This window comes from Myxococcaceae bacterium JPH2 (assembly GCA_016458225.1).
Classification (GTDB): domain Bacteria; phylum Myxococcota; class Myxococcia; order Myxococcales; family Myxococcaceae; genus Citreicoccus.
In genome coordinates this window covers 332,189-349,839 of the sequence record JAEMGR010000009.1, presented here as the reverse complement: position 1 = coordinate 349,839, position 17,651 = coordinate 332,189, and the positions used below count along the sequence as shown (strand labels likewise).

The 17,651-nt window shown below is 69.6% G+C and carries 16 protein-coding genes; 11 read left to right on the top strand and 5 right to left on the bottom strand.

Annotated elements, in window-relative coordinates; all coding sequences use genetic code 11:
* The first annotated feature begins 40 nt into the window (after positions 1 to 40).
* The 6 genes from JGU66_16755 to JGU66_16730 all read left to right on the top strand — a co-directional run bounded on the left by JGU66_16755 (position 41) and on the right by JGU66_16730 (position 7,328).
* Entirely contained in the window at positions 41 to 2,146 is a 2,106-nt protein-coding gene (locus JGU66_16755) for a restriction endonuclease (GenBank protein MBJ6762422.1), read from the top strand.
* Positions 2,147 to 2,709: 563 nt separating this feature from the next.
* A complete protein-coding gene (locus tag JGU66_16750; protein MBJ6762421.1) occupies positions 2,710 to 3,627 on the top strand; it encodes a HEAT repeat domain-containing protein in 918 nt (305 codons plus the stop codon).
* Entirely contained in the window at positions 3,602 to 4,252 is a 651-nt protein-coding gene (locus tag JGU66_16745) for a hypothetical protein (protein MBJ6762420.1), read from the top strand. Before JGU66_16750 ends, JGU66_16745 begins: the two co-directional genes overlap by 26 nt.
* A 90-nt stretch (positions 4,253 to 4,342) precedes the next feature.
* Positions 4,343 to 5,362, top strand: coding sequence for a biotin--[acetyl-CoA-carboxylase] ligase (locus JGU66_16740; protein ID MBJ6762419.1), 1,020 nt, complete (start codon positions 4,343 to 4,345; stop codon positions 5,360 to 5,362).
* A 56-nt stretch (positions 5,363 to 5,418) separates the two neighbouring features.
* Entirely contained in the window at positions 5,419 to 6,189 is a 771-nt protein-coding gene (locus JGU66_16735) for a type III pantothenate kinase (GenBank protein MBJ6762418.1), read from the top strand.
* On the top strand, positions 6,186 to 7,328 hold the full coding sequence (locus JGU66_16730) for a hypothetical protein (GenBank protein MBJ6762417.1): 1,143 nt from the start codon (positions 6,186 to 6,188) through the stop codon (positions 7,326 to 7,328). The genes JGU66_16735 and JGU66_16730 overlap by 4 nt, the downstream gene beginning before the upstream one ends.
* A gap of 49 nt (positions 7,329 to 7,377) precedes the next feature.
* Here the strand turns inward: JGU66_16730 and JGU66_16725 are convergent, their stop codons facing one another.
* The 4 genes from JGU66_16725 to ald all read right to left on the bottom strand — a co-directional run bounded on the left by JGU66_16725 (position 7,378) and on the right by ald (position 12,250).
* Positions 7,378 to 9,177, bottom strand: coding sequence for a response regulator (locus JGU66_16725; protein MBJ6762416.1), 1,800 nt, complete (start codon positions 9,175 to 9,177; stop codon positions 7,378 to 7,380).
* 202 nt (positions 9,178 to 9,379) lie between these two features.
* The gene (locus tag JGU66_16720) at positions 9,380 to 10,222 is read right to left on the bottom strand and encodes a zf-HC2 domain-containing protein (protein ID MBJ6762415.1); all 843 of its coding nucleotides are present in this window, start codon (positions 10,220 to 10,222) and stop codon (positions 9,380 to 9,382) included.
* Between the two features lie 23 nt (positions 10,223 to 10,245).
* Positions 10,246 to 10,887 (bottom strand): sigma-70 family RNA polymerase sigma factor, encoded by a 642-nt coding sequence (locus tag JGU66_16715; GenBank protein ID MBJ6762414.1) that lies wholly within the window; start codon positions 10,885 to 10,887, stop codon positions 10,246 to 10,248.
* 235 nt (positions 10,888 to 11,122) lie between these two features.
* Complete coding sequence (gene ald / locus JGU66_16710; GenBank protein MBJ6762413.1) at positions 11,123 to 12,250, bottom strand: alanine dehydrogenase; 1,128 nt, start codon at positions 12,248 to 12,250, stop codon at positions 11,123 to 11,125.
* 207 nt (positions 12,251 to 12,457) lie between these two features.
* On the opposite strand from ald, the gene JGU66_16705 reads away from it, so the two are divergent.
* Entirely contained in the window at positions 12,458 to 13,783 is a 1,326-nt protein-coding gene (locus tag JGU66_16705; protein MBJ6762412.1) for a radical SAM protein, read from the top strand.
* 10 nt (positions 13,784 to 13,793) lie between these two features.
* Positions 13,794 to 14,465, top strand: coding sequence for a hypothetical protein (locus tag JGU66_16700; GenBank protein ID MBJ6762411.1), 672 nt, complete (start codon positions 13,794 to 13,796; stop codon positions 14,463 to 14,465).
* A gap of 30 nt (positions 14,466 to 14,495) precedes the next feature.
* Here the strand turns inward: JGU66_16700 and JGU66_16695 are convergent, their stop codons facing one another.
* A complete protein-coding gene (locus JGU66_16695; GenBank protein ID MBJ6762410.1) occupies positions 14,496 to 15,353 on the bottom strand; it encodes a response regulator in 858 nt (285 codons plus the stop codon).
* A gap of 170 nt (positions 15,354 to 15,523) precedes the next feature.
* Between JGU66_16695 and JGU66_16690 the strand changes: the two genes are divergently transcribed.
* Genes JGU66_16690 through JGU66_16680 form a run of 3 tightly spaced genes read left to right on the top strand, consistent with a single transcriptional unit; the run spans position 15,524 to position 17,645 of the window.
* On the top strand, positions 15,524 to 16,006 hold the full coding sequence (locus JGU66_16690) for a chemotaxis protein CheW (protein ID MBJ6762409.1): 483 nt from the start codon (positions 15,524 to 15,526) through the stop codon (positions 16,004 to 16,006).
* The gene (locus JGU66_16685) at positions 16,003 to 16,386 is read left to right on the top strand and encodes a Frizzy aggregation protein FrzB (GenBank protein MBJ6762408.1); all 384 of its coding nucleotides are present in this window, start codon (positions 16,003 to 16,005) and stop codon (positions 16,384 to 16,386) included. The genes JGU66_16690 and JGU66_16685 overlap by 4 nt, the downstream gene beginning before the upstream one ends.
* Positions 16,387 to 16,391: 5 nt before the next feature.
* On the top strand, positions 16,392 to 17,645 hold the full coding sequence (locus JGU66_16680; protein MBJ6762407.1) for a methyl-accepting chemotaxis protein: 1,254 nt from the start codon (positions 16,392 to 16,394) through the stop codon (positions 17,643 to 17,645).
* The last annotated feature ends 6 nt before the right edge of the window (positions 17,646 to 17,651 follow it).

Below are 17,651 nucleotides of genomic sequence, written 5' to 3'. Positions count from 1 at the left end.
TACATTTTTGTAACCGTTCGGAATTCTTGGGGAATACTCGATGACATTTTACGAGGCCGCGCTCCGCGTCCTGGAGAGCGAAGGGCGCCCCCTGCATTTCCTCGAAATCACGGAGAAATCCATCCAGCAGAACCTGCTGTCCCACGTCGGCAAGACGCCCGAGGTGACGATGCTGTCGCGCCTCGCTGCCATGGCGCGCCGCACGCGGGATCGCAAGGTCATTGTCACGGCGAAGGACACCTTCGCGCTGACGGATTGGTCGCTCCCAGAGGATGCCGAGGCGCTGGCGCAGACCGGAGTGCTTGAGCCGCACGTGGAGGAAGATCTCCCGCCGCTGCGTCCGGTGGAACGACACCCCGAGCCGCGCACGGACAACGTGCGAGTGGCGGGGCGTGGCAGCGAGCGCAAGCGTCGCCGCGACGAGGAAGAGGAGCGGGGTGGACGTCGCAAGCGCTTCCCGCCGCTGCCCGAGGTGGTGTTCGAGATCCTCAGCGAGGCCGAGGTCGCGCTGCGCACGGATCAGATCATCGAGCGGGCTCGCGGCAAGGAGCTGTGTGCGGAGGAGACCACGGTGGAGGCGGTGCTCACCGCCCTGCTGGAGGACAACCAGCGCCGCATCGATGCGGGTCGCCGGCCCCAGTACTCGCTGAACAAGGAGACGGGCGAGGTGACGTTGGAGCGCGCGGGCATGCCCAGCGAGGCGCCGCCCCTGGAGCTCCAGGCCGCGTTTGCGCAGGCGCTCGGGATTCCGCTCGAGGGTGGCCGTCCGGTGCTGAGCAAGCCGTCGGCTGCGGCCACGGGCGAGGCGGCGGTGGATGCCGCGCTCATCACCACGGTGCGCACGGCGCTCAAGGACGCGCGGCGCGCGGTGGCTCGGGCGCTGCGCAAGCGCCTGGGCGACCTCGAGGTCGGTACCTTCGAGAAGTCCGTGGTGAAGATGATGCACGGGCTGGGCTTCCGCGAGCTGAAGGTCGCCAAGCGCTCGAAGGAAGGCCCCTTGCTCACGGCTCGCAAGCGCGAGGGCAGCGTGGAGCTGCGCTACGCGGTGCGCATGCTGAAGGGCACGCCGGCCATCGATCGCAAGACGGTGCAGGAGCTGCGGCGCGACCTGGGCCACTACTCGGCGCAGGTCGGCCTGCTGGTCAGCGCGGGGGACGTGCGCGGCGACGCGCGCTCCGAGGCGCAGGCCAGCGGCGCGCTGGTGATGCTCTGGTGCGGCGATGCGCTCGGGGAGAAGTTCCTCGAGGCGAAGACGGCCGTCACCGTCACGCAGGTGGAGCTGTACGACATCGACGATCGATTCTTCGAGACCGCCAAGGTCGATGCCGACGAGGCGCAGCGCCGCCGCGAAGAGCGCAAGCACGAGAAGCAGGCGCGCGAGGAAGGCGCGGAGGGCGAGACCGCCGAGGCCACGCCCGCCGAGTCGACGGAGCGTTCCGAACGCTCGGAGCGCTCGGAGCGCCGCCGCGAGAAGCGCCGCGCGCGTGAAGAGCGTGAGGCGGCCCGCGAGGCGTCCAAGGGCGGCGGTGAGGGCGAGGCCAAGGGGGGGGAGGCCTCGGCCGAGGCGCCGCGCGAGGCACCCGCCAAGGTCGCCGCGCCGCCCGCGGGAGCCGGCTTCACGCCGTCCTCCGAGGACGATGACAGCGAAGAGGGCGACGAGGAGGGCGATGACGAGGACCTCGAGGCCGCCAGCGCGTTCGTCGCGGGAGGCCGCGTGGAGGGCTCGCCGGAGGGCGCCGCCGAGGGCACTCCGTCCGAGCGCAAGCGCCGTCGTCGTCGCCGTCGTGGGCGCCGGGGGCGTGGCAACCGCGGCGCCGAGGGCGCTCCGGGCGAGGCCGCCGCGCCGACAAGTGAGGCCACCGCACCCGCAGAGGCTGCGCCTGGATCCGGAGAGACCACGGCATCGACGGAAGCCACTTCTGCGCCGACGAGCGAGTCCATCGCCTCGGCCCCGAGCGAGTCCGCTGGCGAGATGCCGGCGGTCGCGACGCCGAGCGAGGGAAGCCCTCTCGCCGCGGCCGTGACGGCGGCAGCGGAGGCCGCGAGCGCGCCGGTCGCCGAGGAATCCGAGCCAGAGCGCAAGGAGTCCGCGGAGGCTGCGGCGCCTTCGCCGAGCGCGGGCCCGACGGAAGGCGGAGAGGGCTGAGTCTCGCGCGCTCGTGGTCGCGGTCGAGTCCACGAGCGCGTGTCGGGAGTCGGGGAGGTCGAAGCCTCCCCGCTTCTGTCGCAGCGCACGGGATCCATGGAGGGCAGTGAGCGCTGAACCTCACGCCCCCGAGGATCCTGTTCAGTCCACGAGCGCATGTCGGGAGAGGTCGAAGCCTCCCCGCTTCTTGCGCAGTGCACAGAATCCGCGGAGGCCAGTGAGGGCTCAACCTCGCGCACGCGGATCCAACTCCGCTCACGAGCGCAGTGACCACTGAACGTCGTGTCCTCGTGGCGCGTAGGCCTTGCTCGCGGCGCGTTGGCGTCGGGAGGGTCTCAGTCGCTCCGGCTCGGTACAGACCTGGTCAACGGTGGCGCTGGCTGCACTCCATCGCGACGCGAAGCAGGCGCCTCCTGTGAAGGCTCCGTGCGTGTTGCGAGGGGCGGTGGCCCCTTGCTTCCTCCTCCTCCGAGCATGGGCCTGTCGGAAGGTGGAGAGGGCTGAACTTCGTCCTCACGCGAATCGGGTGCGGCCCACGCGGGAGTGTTAGCGTAGGGGGGCTCATGAAGCCGGCCCTGCTGCTCGCCACCTGCCTCGTGCTCCTCAGCGCCTGCCGCTCGCAGGCGCCGCGCCATCCCGTGGCGCCGGTGGAGCTGTCGGGGGCCACGGTGCGTGACAACGCGCTGCTCGGCATGGGGCCAGAGGGGGTTCGTATCCTCTTCAGCGAAGCGCTCACCGCCTCCGGACGGTTCGAGCAGCTCGGCGAGGAGGTCCCTCGCAAGGCCAGGCCTTGGCGGCTGACGCTGGAGGTCCCGTTCACCCGCGAGGTCCTGAAGGACGGCAACCCGCACAGCTACGCCGAGGTGGGCGCGAGCCTCTCGCTGGAGCGCTTCGGTGGGGACCTGCCCCAGCGCTACGAAGTGGTGGGGCTGGGCGAGGCGGTCGTCGACCCGGACACGGTGGAGGGCCGCCGCGCCGCCATGCGGTCCGCCTTGGAGTCCGCGCTCCGGCAGCTGACGGAGTCCGCGGTGCTCCAGCTCGCGGCGCTGGAGCGCGGGGACGATCAGCTCGTGGCGGACCTGCGCGCCAGTGACTCCCGCATCCGCGAGTTCGCGTTGCGCACCCTGGCGGAGCGCAAGCATCCCGCCGCCGCACCGCTCCTCATCGAGCGCCTGACGGACACGAGCGACGCGGATGTGGTGCGTCGCACCATCGGCTCGCTCGCCGAGATGAAGGCCCGAGGCGCGGTGCCCGCGCTCATCGACCTGGCGCGTGGCCGAGACACAGGCTTCGTGCAGGAGATCGTCTTCGCGGTGGGGGAGATTGGCGGTCCCGAGGCCGAGGCCTACCTCTACACGGTCGCTCAGGGCCACGACACGCCGTCGGTGCAGGCCGCCGCGCAGCAGGCCCTCGACACGCTCTACGCATCACGCAAGCACGCCAACGCGGAGGCGCGTGGCTCGGACCACGCGGAGCCCTGACATGAAGCACTCGCTGTTCTCGGTGGGAAGCGCGGCCCTGGTGTCCCTGGCGCTCGCGGGCTCTGGCTGCGCGAAGCACGTGGAGGCCGAGGCCTCCGCGTCCTCGGTCGCCTCGCTGTCGGAGTACTACCCCCTCGCGGTGGGCAACCGCTGGACGTACCGGGTCAACGGGCGCGACGACAAGGCCGTCACGGTGGAGATCGTCAAGGAAGAGGCCGGCTTCTTCCTCGACAGCCAGGGCGGTCAGCTCGCGGTGGACGGCTTCGGCCTGCGCGACCCCAAGCGCTACCTCCTGCGCGGCCCGCTCGAGACGGGGCGCTCGTGGACGAACGTGGTGTCGGTGTCCTCCACGGAGCGCTATCAGATCCTCCAGGCGGGAGCCTCCTGCGAGGCCCCTGCCGGCACCTTCCAGAACTGCGTCCAGGTGGAAGGCCGCAACCGCGTGGATACCCGCACCACGCTGATCAACACCATGACCTTCGCGCCGGGCGTGGGCATGGTGCGCGTGGAGGTGGCGGCCGAGCACGACGGCCAGCGCGTCCCGCAGACCTCGCTGTCGCTCGAGTCCTTCCAGCTTCGGCCCGCGGCGAGCCCCCCGGCGCCCACCTCGCCGACGGCGGGCTGACGGGCGAGCGACGCCGCGTCCCGCGCTCGGAGGTTGTAAGGCGCGTCCGCGCTCCCTAGCCTGCGGGCTTCTTCGAGAGGCAGGGCAGACGTGGCCGCTGACACGAGTGAGCAGACGCAGGAGGAACTCATCCTGGGCTTCCTCTCCGAGGGCGGGGACGCATACCTGTCCGGGGAGGTGCTCTCCAGCAAGTTGGGCCTGTCGCGCACCGCCGTGTGGAAGCGCGTGGAGGCCCTGCGGCTCAAGGGCTACGTCATCGAGGCGGTGCCCGCCCGGGGCTACCGCCTGGTCGAGGTTCCGGATCGGCTGAGCGCGCTGGAGCTGGGCCCACTGCTCGGCACGCGGGACCTCGGTCGTGTCATCCACCACCACGAGACCATCGGCTCGACCAACGAGGCCGCCTTCCGCCGCGCCCAGGACGGCGCCGAGCACGGCGAGGTGGTGGTGGCCGAGCAGCAGACCGCGGGCAAGGGCCGTCGAGGCCGCGCCTGGGCGTCTCCGGCCGGGCTCAATCTCTACTTCTCCGCCATCCTCCGCCCCGAGCTGCCGCCACAGCGCGCGCCGGAGCTGACGCTCGTGGCGGCCGTGGCCCTGGCCGAGGCGCTGCGCGAGGCCGGCAGCGACGCGGCCATCAAGTGGCCCAACGATGTGCAGATCGGCGGCCGCAAGGTGGCGGGCATCCTCACGGAGCTGTCAGCCGAGCCCGAGCGGGTCCACTTCGTCGTCGTCGGCGTGGGCGTCAACCTCAACTCCACCCTGGAGCACTTCCCGGAGGAGCTGCGCGAGTCGGCGACGTCGCTCTCCATCGCGCTGGGCAAGCGGGTGGCGCGCGCCGCGTTCACCGCCGCCCTGTGGACGTGCCTGGAGGAGTGGTTGGATCGCTATCTGGAGTCGGGGTTCGAGCCCGTGCGGGCGCGCTGGAAGGCGCTGTCCAGCACCCTGGGGCAGGACGTCCTGGTCCGCACGGACCGCAGCGAGCTGCGCGGGCGGGCCGAGGACATCGACCCTTCGGGCGCGCTGCTGGTCCGCACCGAGGCGGGGGTCCTGGAGCGGGTGTTGGCCGGCGACGTGGAGCGGCTGCGACCGCGCCAGGATGTTCGGTCGCCTTGAGGTTCGCGGCATGGCGACGGTCGCCAGGCCCGCCTTCAAGGTAGAATGGGGCGGCAATGCTCCTGGTCATTGATGTCGGCAACACCAACACCGTCCTGGGCGTGTACGAGGGCAAGCGGCTGCTGGACCACTGGCGCTTGGAGACGAGCGCCCGCCGCACCTCGGACGAGTACGGCATCCTCGTGCGCCAGCTCTTCACCTGGCGGGGCATCGACGCGACCAAGGTGGACGCGGTCGCCGTCTCGAGCGTGGTGCCGCCGCTCCAGTTCAGCCTGGAGAAAATGAGCGAGCGCTACTTCAAGACGCGCCCCATGTTCGTCGGGCCCGGCGTGAAGACAGGGATGCCCATCCTCTACGACAACCCGCGCGAAGTGGGCGCGGACCGCATCGTCAACGCGGTGGCCGCCTACGAGAAGCACCACCGCGGCGTCGTCGTGGTGGACTTCGGCACGGCCACCACCTTCGACGCGGTGACGCCCAAGGGCGAGTACCTGGGCGGCGCCATCTGTCCAGGCATCAACATCTCCATGGAGGCGCTGTTCCAGAACGCCTCCAAGCTGCCGCGGGTGGAGTTCGCCCGTCCGCCCCACGTGGTGGGACGCAACACCGTTCACTCGATGCAGTCCGGACTCGTCTTCGGGTACGTGGGCATGGTGGACGGCATCTGCGCGCGCATGGAAGCCGAGATGGGCTTCCCCGTGAAAGTGGTGGCCACCGGGGGGCTCGCCCCGTTGGTGGCCAGCGAGTCCAAGGCCATCCAGGAGGTCGACGAGTTCCTCACCCTGGAGGGACTGCGCATCATCTACGGAAGGAATCACGCCTCATGAGCACCGCGACCCCCGCCGACAACATCCCGGCTCCGCCCCCCGGCTGTCCCTTCAACGCGGAGTTCCTCCCGCCCAACCTGCGCAAGCATGTCGACCCGGCCGCGCCCGTGCCGCTGCGGATGATGGCCGCCAAGTCGCTGGTGCCGCTGAATCCCTCGGACATGGTGGGCGCGCTCTTCATGCTCACGTTCGATCCCGACGCGGGCGTGCGTGAGACGGCGGCGAAGACGTGCGTCGGCCTGCCGGACCGCATCCTCGGCTCGGCGCTGCGCGATGAAGGCGTGCAGCCGCAGGTGCTGGGCTTCTTCCTGGGCCAGCTGAAGGACAAGGAAGCCTACGCGGAGATGCTCATCCTCAACCCCGAGACCCCGGACGACGCGGTGGCCGGAGTGGCGGGGAACTGCAGTGCGAAGCTGGCGGAAATCATCAGCCAGAACCAGCTCCGCCTGCTGCGCCACGAGGACATCCTGCGCAACCTCTGCGGGAACCCGAACGCGACGGCGTCGCTCATCGACGGCGTCTGTGACTTCGCGGTGCGCAGCGGGTTGATGCTGGTGGACGTGCCGCAGATGAAGGCCGCGCGCGTGCGCCTCTTCGGTCCCGAGGCCGCCGAGGCGCCGCCGCCGGACGCGGGCCCCACCGCCGAGCAAATCCTCCAGGAGTTCCAGGACGTGGCGCAGGAGGAGGCCGCGCCCATGGACGAGGGCAAGCGGCTGACGCTCTCTCAGCGCATCCTGAAGATGTCCATCTCGGAGAAGATCAAGCTGGCGACGCTGGGCAACAAGGAGGCTCGCACCGCGCTCATCCGAGACACCAACAAGCTGGTGAGCGTGGCCGCCATTCGCAGTCCGCGCATCACGGATGGCGAGGTGCTGTCCGCCGCCGCCAACCGCGCGATGACCGACGACGTGCTGCGCGTCATCTACAACAACCGCGAGTGGACCAAGAACCAGAAGGTGAAGCTCGCGCTCCTGAAGAACCCCAAGGTGCCCCTCACGGTCACCATGAAGTTCCTCAACATGGTGCGGGAGACGGAGCTGAAGGACCTGTCGCGCGACAAGAATGTGCCGTCCGCGGTGCAGGCCTTCGCGAAGAAGCTGCTCGAGAAGAAGACCGCGCCCAAGAAGGACGGTCATTGAAGCGGAAGCAGGGGAGGGGCGGTGAACACCGCGCCTCCCCCCGCTGACTTCAGGCCGCGGCCTCGTCGCCGTCCTCACCGACGGCCGAGCCCGGCTCCTCCAACAACTGCTGCGCGATGGCCAAGGCCTTCTTGGTCTTCTCGCGGAGCTTCTCGTCGCCCTTGATGCGCGCGTAGAGCTTCGTGACGCGCTCCTCGCTGCGCACCGCGGCCTGCTCCAGCTCGGCGATGCGAGCGCGGAGGCCATCGGCTTCCTCGGCCGCCCGAGTGCCCTGGGCCTCCAGGTCCGCCTGGGCCTGCTCGAGCTGTCCGCGGATCGCCTCGGACTCCTGCTGCGCCGCCTCCAGCTGAGGGCGGAGGCCGTCGGCCTCGTCGCGCGCGGCCTGGACGTCCGCCTCCAGGGCTCCGGTGCGCCCGCGCAGCTCCTCAATCTCTCCATGGAGCGCCTGGCTCTGGGCCTGGTGCTGATCCAGCTCGGTCTGCAGCGCGGTCAGCTTCGCGCTCGCGCCCCGGGCCTCGTCCTTGGCGGCGGCGAGCTGCTGATCCACGCGCTTGCGCTCCGTGGTGAGCTGCTCCGTCTTGGTGGTGAGCGTCTTGATCTGCGCGTCGCGGCGGGACATCTCCCCGTCGGCGGTGCTCGCCTTCTGCTCCAGCTCCAGGTGCTGATCCTTCAGCTCGACGATCTCCTGGTCCTTCTGGTTCAGCTCCGTCTTGAGGCGGAGGATCTCCTTGTCGCGCTTGTTGACCGCGTCGCGGAGGGCGAAGGTGTCCTTGTCGTTCTTCCCCGCGCTGGAGCGCGCGGTCTCCAGCTCGGTGGACTTGGTCTCGAGCTCGGACTCCAGCTCGCGCACGCGATCCTCGGCCTGCGTGGCTTGCGCGCGTGAGTCCTCCAGCGCGCCCTGAAGCTCCGCGACCCGAGCGCGCAGGGTGCGCAGCTCGGCCGCGTCCGCGGCGGACATGGCCGGAGCGGCGGGCGCGAGCGGCGTCACCGTGGCGGCGCGGGTAGGAGGCGCGGCGGGCACCGGCGTGCGCGCGGGCGCGGGAGTCGGAGCGCGGGCCGGCTCGGGGGCGGCGCGAACGGGGAGGGGAGGCGGCGCGGCGGGCGGCGGGGCCAGCTCCGTCGGCATGAAGCCGATCACCGTCTTCTCGGAGTCCGCGTCCTCGTCCAGGTCGCCCAGCGAGTCGAGGGCGGAGTCGTCGTCCGTGCCGAGCGTGTCCAGCGCGGACAGCTCCTCATCGGCGGACTCGGTCTCCGGCGGTGCGACCACCGGCTCTTCTTCGACGGTGCCGGTGACGGGCTCGGAGATGTCTCCGAACGCCTCGTCGAGCATGTCCAGCTCTTCGCCGGCCACGGTGGGCTCCTCGCCCGCCTCGACGGCGATCTCCTCGCCGAAGTCCGCCGTCAGCGGCTCATCGCCCTCGCCGAGCGCGTCCAGCGTGAGGCTCTCGTCCACGACCTCGTCGACGGAGGCGGGGGGCTCCGGGAAGCCGATCAGCCCACCCGCGCGCTCCACGAGGACGTGGGTGTCCACGGGCTTGGCGACGTATTCGTCGGCGCGGGCCTTCAGCTTGCTGTGCGCCGCGAAGCCATCCGGGTTGCCGATGATGACGATGGGGACGTTCTTGAGTTCGTCGTCCTTCTTCAGCTTGCCGCAGATGAGGTAGCCGTTCTGGCCCGCGGACAGGTCCACCGCCAGGACCACCAGCTCCGGCCGCTCGCGCCGGATCAGCTCCACGCTGCCCTTTCCGTCCGTCGTCTCCGTCACCGAGAAGCCGCGGCCCTCCAGGGCCTGGCGCAAGGAGGCAGAGAGCGTGGCGTCGCTTTCGACAATCAGGATTCGCTTGGACATGGAGGGACGGCCCGTCCTGGAGTTCGGCGCGCGGAGCACGCCATGAGCGGGCAGCGGCGCGCGAGAAGAAAGACGCCTTCGAGGCTATCGGCCACGCATGGGACCGTCAATCTTCGCACCGGCTGAAATGCCCGGTATTCAGGTCAGCGGGCAAGCAGCCCTGACAGGGGGGCGCGAGCACGCGCCACGCCCCAATCGCGGACTACGGCAGTGATACAGGCTGATACGTGGCTTCGGAGGACATCGCCGCGGGACGCGGCGGCCCCGAGGCCTTCTGCTCCTGGTCGCGCAGGAGCCGGCGGATGTCCGCCTCGTTCATGTCGGTGACGAGTTCGTAGGTGATCTCGTTCTCGCGCAGGGTGACGACGTTGTATCCCGCGCTCGAGTCCAGCCCGACCATCTCCACCGTGGGCGCCTCTTCGACCTTCACCTTGCGCCCATCCGCCGGGTAGACGAACACGCCCACGCGCCGCTGGGGCTCGGTGGTGCGATCCGGCAGCGTCTCGTAGCTCACGTAGACGACTTCCTGCCCGTTGAGCGTCGAGAAGCGCGCGCCCACCGGGCGCATCCGGGGCAGATGGGGCAGGGTGACGCGGTGGTCGACCTTGTCGTTGAACCACCCTTCGATCATCTCCGGCGTGCCGGCGACGAACTCCAGCGGGCGGTTGCGCATGTGGCGCTGGACGGCCTCTTCCACCGAGGCCCGCTGGCGCAGGCCGGACTGGAACGCCATCCACCCGCCGCCCGTCGTCACCATCACCAGGGCCACCGCGCCCACGCGCAGCCATTGCCCCACCTGCGCGCGGCGCTGCTCACGCTGGAGCCCGAGCTGGATGCCCGAGCGCAGCGACGCGGGCGCCTGCATCCGCGGCACGGAGTGCCGTGCCGCGCGGCGGAGCATCTGCCGCATCCCCCGCTCCTCGGCCACGCGCCGTTGGCACGGCGCGCAGCCGGAGAGGTGCGCTTCGAAGTCGAGCCGCTCCTCGGGCTGAAACTCGCCGTCGAGGTACGGGTACAGAAGTCGATCCAGTTCCTGGCAGGTCATGGGCGCCCGAGGCCAACCGCTCACTACCCAGTCTTCTTCCGACGTCGATATTCTTCCATATCGGCTGGGATGGAAGGGGGCAGACCTTCTTGCCGGAAGACACCCTGGCCCTCGGCGTACTCCCGCAGCGTCTTCTGGAGCAGCTTCCGCCCGCGGAACAGCCGGCTCATCACCGTGCCCACCGGGCACTCGAGGATCTCGGCGATCTCCTTGTAGGAGAACTCCTGCAGGTCCGCGAGGATGACCACCAGCCGGAAGTCGATGGGCAGCGAGTCGATGGCCCGCAACACGTCGTCCGACAGCAGTCGATCAAAGAAGTACTGCTCCGGGTTCGCGGCGAAGTCCGTCGCGTCCCGGCTCACGAAGCGCTCGTGGACAGCCTCGCGCTCCACGCCTTCCACCACCGTGCGCTCCTTCACCTTGCGCCGGTAGCGGTTGATGAAGGTGTTGGTGAGGATCTTGAAGAGCCAGGCCTTGATGTTGGTGCCCCGCTCGAACTTGTCGAAGAAGCGGTAGGCCCGCATGCAGGTGTCCTGCACCAGGTCCTCCGCGTCCCGCTCATTCTTCGTCAGACGGAGCGCGGCCGAGTAGAGCGGGTCCAGATGGGCCAGCGCCAGCTCCTCGAACTCTTGCTTCGTCCGGTTGGGTTGCCTGAAGTCCAACATGCTCCCGCCTTCCAAGAGCCCGAAACCATTGGGGAATGAGTCGTTGTCTACCCGTCAATGTATGCACGGGAACAGAAGGGTCAACAACGCCATCCCCACCACGTCGCCCGCACGCCCGCTTCCGAAATCGGGATACGTCTGACGGAGGACTCTATTCCCAGAAGATGCAAAGGGGAGGAGGAAGTCGCGCGGACTTCCACCTCCCCTCGTTCACTGGCCCGGCGAGCGGGCGGGCTTACTTCCGGCCGGCGAACGCGTCCGCGATGGTCACGTACTCGTAGCCCAGGTCCTTGGCGACCGCCTCGTAGGTGACGTGGCCGTTGTAGGTGTTCATGGCGCGGGCCAGGGCGGGGTCCGCCTTGACGGCCGCCACCAGGCCCATGTCCGCGATCTTCCGGGCGTAGGGGCGCGTGGTGTTGGTCAGGGCGAACGTGGACGTCTGGGGAACGGCGCCCGGCATGTTGGCGACGCAGTAGTGGACGACGTCGCTCACCATGAAGGTGGGGTTGTCGTGCGTGGTGGGCTTGCAGGTCTCGATGCAGCCGCCCTGATCCACGGCCACGTCGACGACGACGGAGCCCGGCTCCATCTCCGCGATGAGCTCCTTGGAGACGAGCTTGGGCGCCTTGCCACCGGGGATGAGCACGCCGCCGATGACGAGGTCGGCCTCGCGCACGGAGCGCGCGACGGACTCGGAGTCCGAGGCCAGCGTCTGGGCGCGGCCGAGGAACACGTCGTCCAGGTAGGTGAGGCGCTCCAGGTTCACGTCGAGGATGGTGACCTCGGCGCCCATGCCCACCGCGACCTTGGCGGCGCAGAGTCCGACCACGCCGCCGCCGATGACGGCCACGCGACCGCGGCGAACGCCCGGCACGCCGCCGAGCAGGATGCCCTTGCCACCGTGGGCCTTCTCCAGGCACGCGGCGCCCACCTGGATGGCCATCTTGCCGGCCACCTCGGACATGGGCTTGAGCAGCGGGAGGCTGCCGTCATCGAGCTGCAGCGTCTCGTAGGCCACCGCGGCGGCCTTCTTCTTGACGAGCGTCTTGGTGAGCTCGGGATCCACGCCCGCCAGGTGGAAGTACGTGTAGATGATCTGGCCCGGCTGAATGCGCTCGTACTCGGGCGCGATGGGCTCCTTCACCTTCACGATCATCTCCGCGCTCTTCCAGACCTCGTCCGCGGTGTTGATGATCTTCGCACCCACGCGCTGGTACTCGGAATCGGGGATGCCCGAGCCCACTCCCGCGTTCGTCTCGACCAGCACCGTGTGGCCCGCGCTCGTGAGCGCGCGCACGCCCGCTGGCACCATGCCCACGCGGTACTCACGGGTTTTGATCTCCTTGGGAACTCCGACGATCACGACCTGCCTCCGGTGAAGAGGGGAAAGAAAGTGCGCGGACCCATAGACCAGCGCCCCCTGGGTTTCAAGGAGTGCACAGCCCTCGTGCGCAATGCTTCATCACGTGTCGTATTCGTGGCGCACATGACGCGAGGCGTTGGACGCGCTGCGCCTGACCTGGAGATTCCTTCATCGAAGGGAAACGGGCGCGATGGTAGTTAGCGAGTCATGACGCGCGAACCCAAGCTCCTCTTCGCAGACCCCAAGGGCCGGGTGATGGAGCATCCCTACCTCGTGGCCACGCTGCGCAGCGGCGAAGAGCTCGTTCCTCCGCAGGACAAGCCCATTCCTCTGCCGTCCGATGGGCGGCTCGTCCATCTGCCAGGTCGGCTGCCAGTCGGGCTCCATCCGGAGACGGGCGAGCTGGAGCTGGTGCGCGAGATGAAAGTGGGAGGGAAGCCCTTCGTGCCCTCCGCCGTGGGCGCGCTCTTGCCACCGGGCTACACGCGCACGTTCCTTCCGGGCGAGGTGAAGGGGGAGGGGCCCGTGCTGCCGCAGTGGGCGTATACGGCGGCGGCGTGGGGCGATGACGGGCCGGTGGCGTGGGCCATCCACACGGATCGCCGCTCGCATTGGGATCCCGCGCGCTACTCCACGCCGGACATGAAGGAGCTGGTGACGGAGCACCTGGAGCGCTTCCCGGGCAATCGCGTGCTCAAGCAGCTCAAGACGTGCGCGCTGCTGTACCGGTGCTTCACGTCCCAGAACATCTTCTACGCGCGGGACGAGGGCGCCATCCCCGCGTCGGTGATGTGCAACGCGCGCTGCGTGGGCTGCATCTCGGATCAGCCCGCGGATGGTCCGCCCGCGTCGCACGAGCGCATGGATGACGGGCCCACCGCGGAGGAGATGGGCCAGATTGGCCTGTACCACCTGGAGCGCGCGCCGGGCCGGACCATGGTGAGCTTCGGGCAGGGCTGCGAGGGCGAGCCGCTGACGCGCTGGAAGTTCATCGCGGAGGCCATTCGCTACATGCGCGAGCGCACCGACAAGGGCTCCATCAACATCAACACCAACGCCAGCCTCACCCACGGCTTGGAGGCGCTGTTGGACGCGGGCCTCGATGCCGTGCGCGTGTCGCTCAACTCGGCGTCGAAGGAGCTCTACGAGGCCTACTACAAGCCGGTGAAGTACGGCTGGGAGGACGTGGAGGCCTCCATCGCCCTCGCGCGTCAGCGAGGGGCCTACCTGGCGCTGAACCTGTTGCTCTTCCCCGGCGTCACCGACCGCGAGGGCGAGGTGAAGGCGCTGGAGCGGCTGGTGAAGAAGTACAAGGTGGATCAGGTCCAGACGCGCTCGCTGTGCATCGATCCGCTCCAGTATCTGGAGGTCGCGCGGGACAAGGGACCGGGCGGTGAGCCGGTGGGCATCCGCGAGCTGCTCCAGCGGCTGAAGGCTGCTCGGCCGGGGCTCGTCATCGGCAACTTCGCGCGCGGTCTCGAGGAGCGCGACAACGCGGCGGGGAGATTGCCCTCGCGTCGAGCCGCACGTTAGAAGCCGAGGCGTGACTGCCTCTTCCATGATGCGTGGCCGAGGGCTGTTGACCCTCGGCTTGACCTCGGGCCTCCTCGCGGTGGGCTGTGAGAAGACGCCCGACGAGCCCGCCTTCGACTACGGCGCGAAGGCGCCCATGGTGCGCCGCCTGCGCGAGGAGCTGGCCCAGGCGCCGTGCGACAAGGCCAAGGCACTCGCCTACGCCCAGCTCATCTTCTCGCTGAAGAACCTGCCGCAGACGGGCCGCGTGGCCGACGCGTTCTTCGCCCAGTGCGGTGAGCACGTGGCGTTGCGTCAGCTTTCGTACACGGCGCATTCCCAGCTGGAAGAGCACGAGCTGGCGCTGCGCGACGCGACCGCGCTGGTGGATGCCCAGCCGAAGAACGCGAACTACCGCGTGTGGCGCGGCATGTCCCACTCGGCGCGAGGCGAGAACGGTCCCGCCGCGGAGGACTTCCAGGAGGCGTTCCTGCTCCAGCCCGCGGCCGCGCAGGTCCTCAACCAGCTCATCACGGCCTACGTGAAGGTGGATCAGCCCTGCGTGAAGCTGGCCGCGTTCCGCCGGGCCGTCGCCGCGCGCCCCGAGGCAGCGCAGTCCACCGAGGTGCAGGACGGACTCAAGCGGCTCGGGGACGATCTGTCGTGTCCCCCGGAGACCGCCGCGCCCCCAGCGAAGCAGTGACGCCACCGGGCGGCGGTGAGCCGGTTCCGGCTACTCGCCGCCCGCGGGCATCAGCTCCTTGGCGACCAGGTTGCTCATCACCGCGTCCTTGGGGATGTAGCCGTCGGCGCCCGCCTCGCGGCAGATGCGCTGCAGCTCCTCGACGTTCTCGCCGGAGCACAGCAGCACCTTGATGCCCTTGAAGAGGCTGTTGCTCTTGATGAAGCGGCAGAACTGCTCGCCGTTCACGTTGGGCATGCGCACGTCCAGGAGGACCAGGTCCGGGCGCGTCTGCTTCTTCAGGATGATCTTCGTGGCCTTGTCGGCGGTGTCCGCGACGTGGACCTCGAAGCCCTTGGTCACCAGGTCGGCCTCGATGATCCGCGCGGTCATCTCGCTGTCATCCACGATGAGGATGCGCGGCTTGCGCGCCCCGCCTGCCACCGTCTTGGGCGCGGCCGGAGCCGCCGCCGGGGTGGGGGAGGGGGCCGAGGGCGTCGTGGGGGAGGCCATCGAGGCAGGCACCGCCGCCGGAACGCCCAGCGCGGGGGCCCCGATGAGCTGCATCACCCCGCCGAGCACTGCCTCCAGGCCGCCGCTCTTGAGGATGTAGCCGTCCGCGCCGGAGGCCTTCGTCTTGGCGGCCAGCTCGGCCTCGGGGATGTCCGAGTACAGCACGAGGGTCGCGGTGACCTTCTTGTGCCGGCGCAGGTACTCGACGACGTCGTCGCCGAACATCTCCGGCATGTTGACGTCCATGATGATGAGCGAGAACGGGCCCTCGGCGAGCTTCTGGTCGAGCGTGGCCAGGTCCTGGGCGCCTACCGCTTGATAGCCGGCGGCGGTCAGGGCCCGGACGGTGAGTTCCACCAGCATCGGGCTGTCATCAATGACCAGTACGCGCGACATCGTCCTCCTCAATGGAATGCCGCCACAACCCTACACCTTTGATGGAGCGCGAACCATCGAAACGGCGACCAGGCGGGCAGACGTGGATGCGCCCTTGACCGGTTTTCGTCGCATCCGGATACTTTGCTGCCTTGATCTCGACTCCCACCCCTCTCCAGCGTGCACTCCGGATGGCTCCGGAACGGGCTGTGGCCACCCAGGCCCGCCCGGAGCAGGAGTTCTTCTGCTTCCGCGTGGGTGACCTGCGGCTCGGTGTCCCCAGCGAGAACGTGCTGGAGGTGCTGCGCGCCGGGTTGCTCACCCCTCTGCCGCGCACCCCGTCCTTCGTCATGGGCGTCACCGGGCACCGCGGCGTGGTGCTCCCCGTGGTGGACCTGCTGCGTTTCCTCAGCAAGGGCGAGGCTCGCATCGGGCCGCGCACGCGCCTGTTCGTCGGCGTCAGCGGCAGCTTCGTGGCCGGTGTGGTGGCCGACACGGTGCTGGGCCTGCGGCGCATTCCGGTGTCGGAGATCCTCCCGCCGCCGCTCGGAGGAGACGCCGCCGCCGAGCACCTGCTGGGCGTGGTACAGGCCTCGGGCACCCAGGAGGCCATCAACCTCCTGAACTTCACCAAGCTTTTGCAGACCGCCAGACAGCGGGCGGTGGCGCGATGAACGACGTGCTGGCGCCAGAGCGGGGGACCGAGGATGTGGACATCCTCTTCTTCCTCATCGGCGAGTCGCTCTACGGCACCGACGCGTCCCAGGTGCTGCGCATCGATCGTTCTCTGCCCGAAGACATCACCCTGCCCGAGCTGGGGCTGCCGCACCGGGGCCTGCGCGCCCTCGTGTTCGACACGCCCGAGGGCGAGGGCCACCTCAAGGTGGACGCCGTGAACGGGGTCCGCTCGATTCCCGTCGCCGCCCTGCGGCGAATGCCCGCTGCGGTCGCGGCGGCTCCGTATGCCGTGGGCGTGTGCCTGGATGAGCAGGCGCCGCGCCCCGTGCTCCTCATCGATTTGGTCGAAACCGCGAAGACTCAAGGAAGGCACTGAGCGCAATGTCACTGGAGACCCCGAACGAGAAGCCCGCGGGTAAGCCCCGCGCTGGCAAGAAGCCCGCGGCCAGCAAGACCGGCACTTCCGCCGCCCCTGCTGTCTCTCCATACAAGCCCGTGACGGACGCGCTGCTGTCGGTGCTCGCCGGCAACCTTCAGACGCGCGTGCCGCGAGACATCCTGTCCGGCGACGCCGCCGAGCTGGGACACCTGCTCAACCAGGTGCTCGAGCAGTTCGCGGCCGCCGAGCACCGCAAGCAGGTGGCGGCGCAGGAAATTGATCAGGCGCTCGACTCGCTCATCGCGCTGGTGCGCGAGGGTGACCTCTCCCGCTGGAACACCACCACCGAAGACCCCCAGCTTGGGCCCTTGCTCGAGGGCTTCGGCAAGGTCATCGAGACGCTGCGCACCTTCGTCCGGGAGATCAACGAGGCGGCGCTGCGGCTCTCGTCCTCCGCGAACCAGGTGCTGGCGGCGTCCACGCAGCACGAGACGTCCTCCACGGAGCAGGCCGCGGCCATCCATGAGACGACCGCGACCATGGAGGAGCTGAAGCACGCGTCCGCGCAGATCGCGGAGAACGCGGGCAGCGTGGCGCGCGTCGCCGAGGAGACGCTCGGTGCGGCCCGCGCGGGTCGCGGCGCCATCGGCGAGTTCATCCAGGCCATGCAGCAGATCCGCAGCGACGGCGTGGCGGTGGCGGACTCCATCGCCAAGCTGTCCAAGCGCGTGGAGCGCATCGGCACGGTGGTGGAGGTCATCGACGAGATCGCCGACCGCTCCGACCTGCTGGCGCTCAACGCCGCGCTCGAGGGCAGCCGCGCGGGCGAGGCGGGCAAGGGCTTCTCCATCGTCGCGGCCGAGATGCGCCGCCTGGCGGAGAACGTCCTGGACTCCACCAAGGAGATCAAGAACCTCATCACCGAGATCCGCGAGGCCACGGCCGCCGCGGCCGGCGCGGCGGATGCGTCCAAGTCCGCCACCGAGTCCGGCGAGAAGCTGGGCGCGGTCGCGGCCCAGGCGGTGGAGGGCATCCTCTCCGGTGTCCAGGAGACGAGCGACGCGGCCCGCGTCATCAACCTGGCCACGCAGCAGCAGCGCACGGCCACCGAGCAGGTGGTGGCGTCCATGGCGGAGATCGAGGATGTGACGCGCCAGACGACGCAGGCGTCGAAGCAGGCCACCGGGGCCGCCGCCGAGCTCACGCAACTGGCGGGACGGCTCGCCGAGCTCATCAAGCGTTTCAAGGCCGACTAGAACTTC

Excerpts from the sequence above, each read along its gene's own strand:
- JGU66_16755 (MBJ6762422.1), top strand. The coding sequence starts at position 41 with ATGACATTTTACGAGGCCGCGCTCCGCGTCCTGGAGAGCGAAGGGCGC.
- JGU66_16750 (MBJ6762421.1), top strand. The coding sequence starts at position 2,710 with ATGAAGCCGGCCCTGCTGCTCGCCACCTGCCTCGTGCTCCTCAGCGCC.
- JGU66_16735 (MBJ6762418.1), top strand. The coding sequence starts at position 5,419 with ATGCTCCTGGTCATTGATGTCGGCAACACCAACACCGTCCTGGGCGTG.
- JGU66_16730 (MBJ6762417.1), top strand. The coding sequence starts at position 6,186 with ATGAGCACCGCGACCCCCGCCGACAACATCCCGGCTCCGCCCCCCGGC.
- JGU66_16725 (MBJ6762416.1), bottom strand. The coding sequence starts at position 9,177 with ATGTCCAAGCGAATCCTGATTGTCGAAAGCGACGCCACGCTCTCTGCC.
- JGU66_16720 (MBJ6762415.1), bottom strand. The coding sequence starts at position 10,222 with ATGACCTGCCAGGAACTGGATCGACTTCTGTACCCGTACCTCGACGGC.
- JGU66_16715 (MBJ6762414.1), bottom strand. The coding sequence starts at position 10,887 with ATGTTGGACTTCAGGCAACCCAACCGGACGAAGCAAGAGTTCGAGGAG.
- JGU66_16705 (MBJ6762412.1), top strand. The coding sequence starts at position 12,458 with ATGACGCGCGAACCCAAGCTCCTCTTCGCAGACCCCAAGGGCCGGGTG.
- JGU66_16695 (MBJ6762410.1), bottom strand. The coding sequence starts at position 15,353 with ATGTCGCGCGTACTGGTCATTGATGACAGCCCGATGCTGGTGGAACTC.
- JGU66_16690 (MBJ6762409.1), top strand. The coding sequence starts at position 15,524 with ATGGCTCCGGAACGGGCTGTGGCCACCCAGGCCCGCCCGGAGCAGGAG.
- JGU66_16685 (MBJ6762408.1), top strand. The coding sequence starts at position 16,003 with ATGAACGACGTGCTGGCGCCAGAGCGGGGGACCGAGGATGTGGACATC.
- JGU66_16680 (MBJ6762407.1), top strand. The coding sequence starts at position 16,392 with ATGTCACTGGAGACCCCGAACGAGAAGCCCGCGGGTAAGCCCCGCGCT.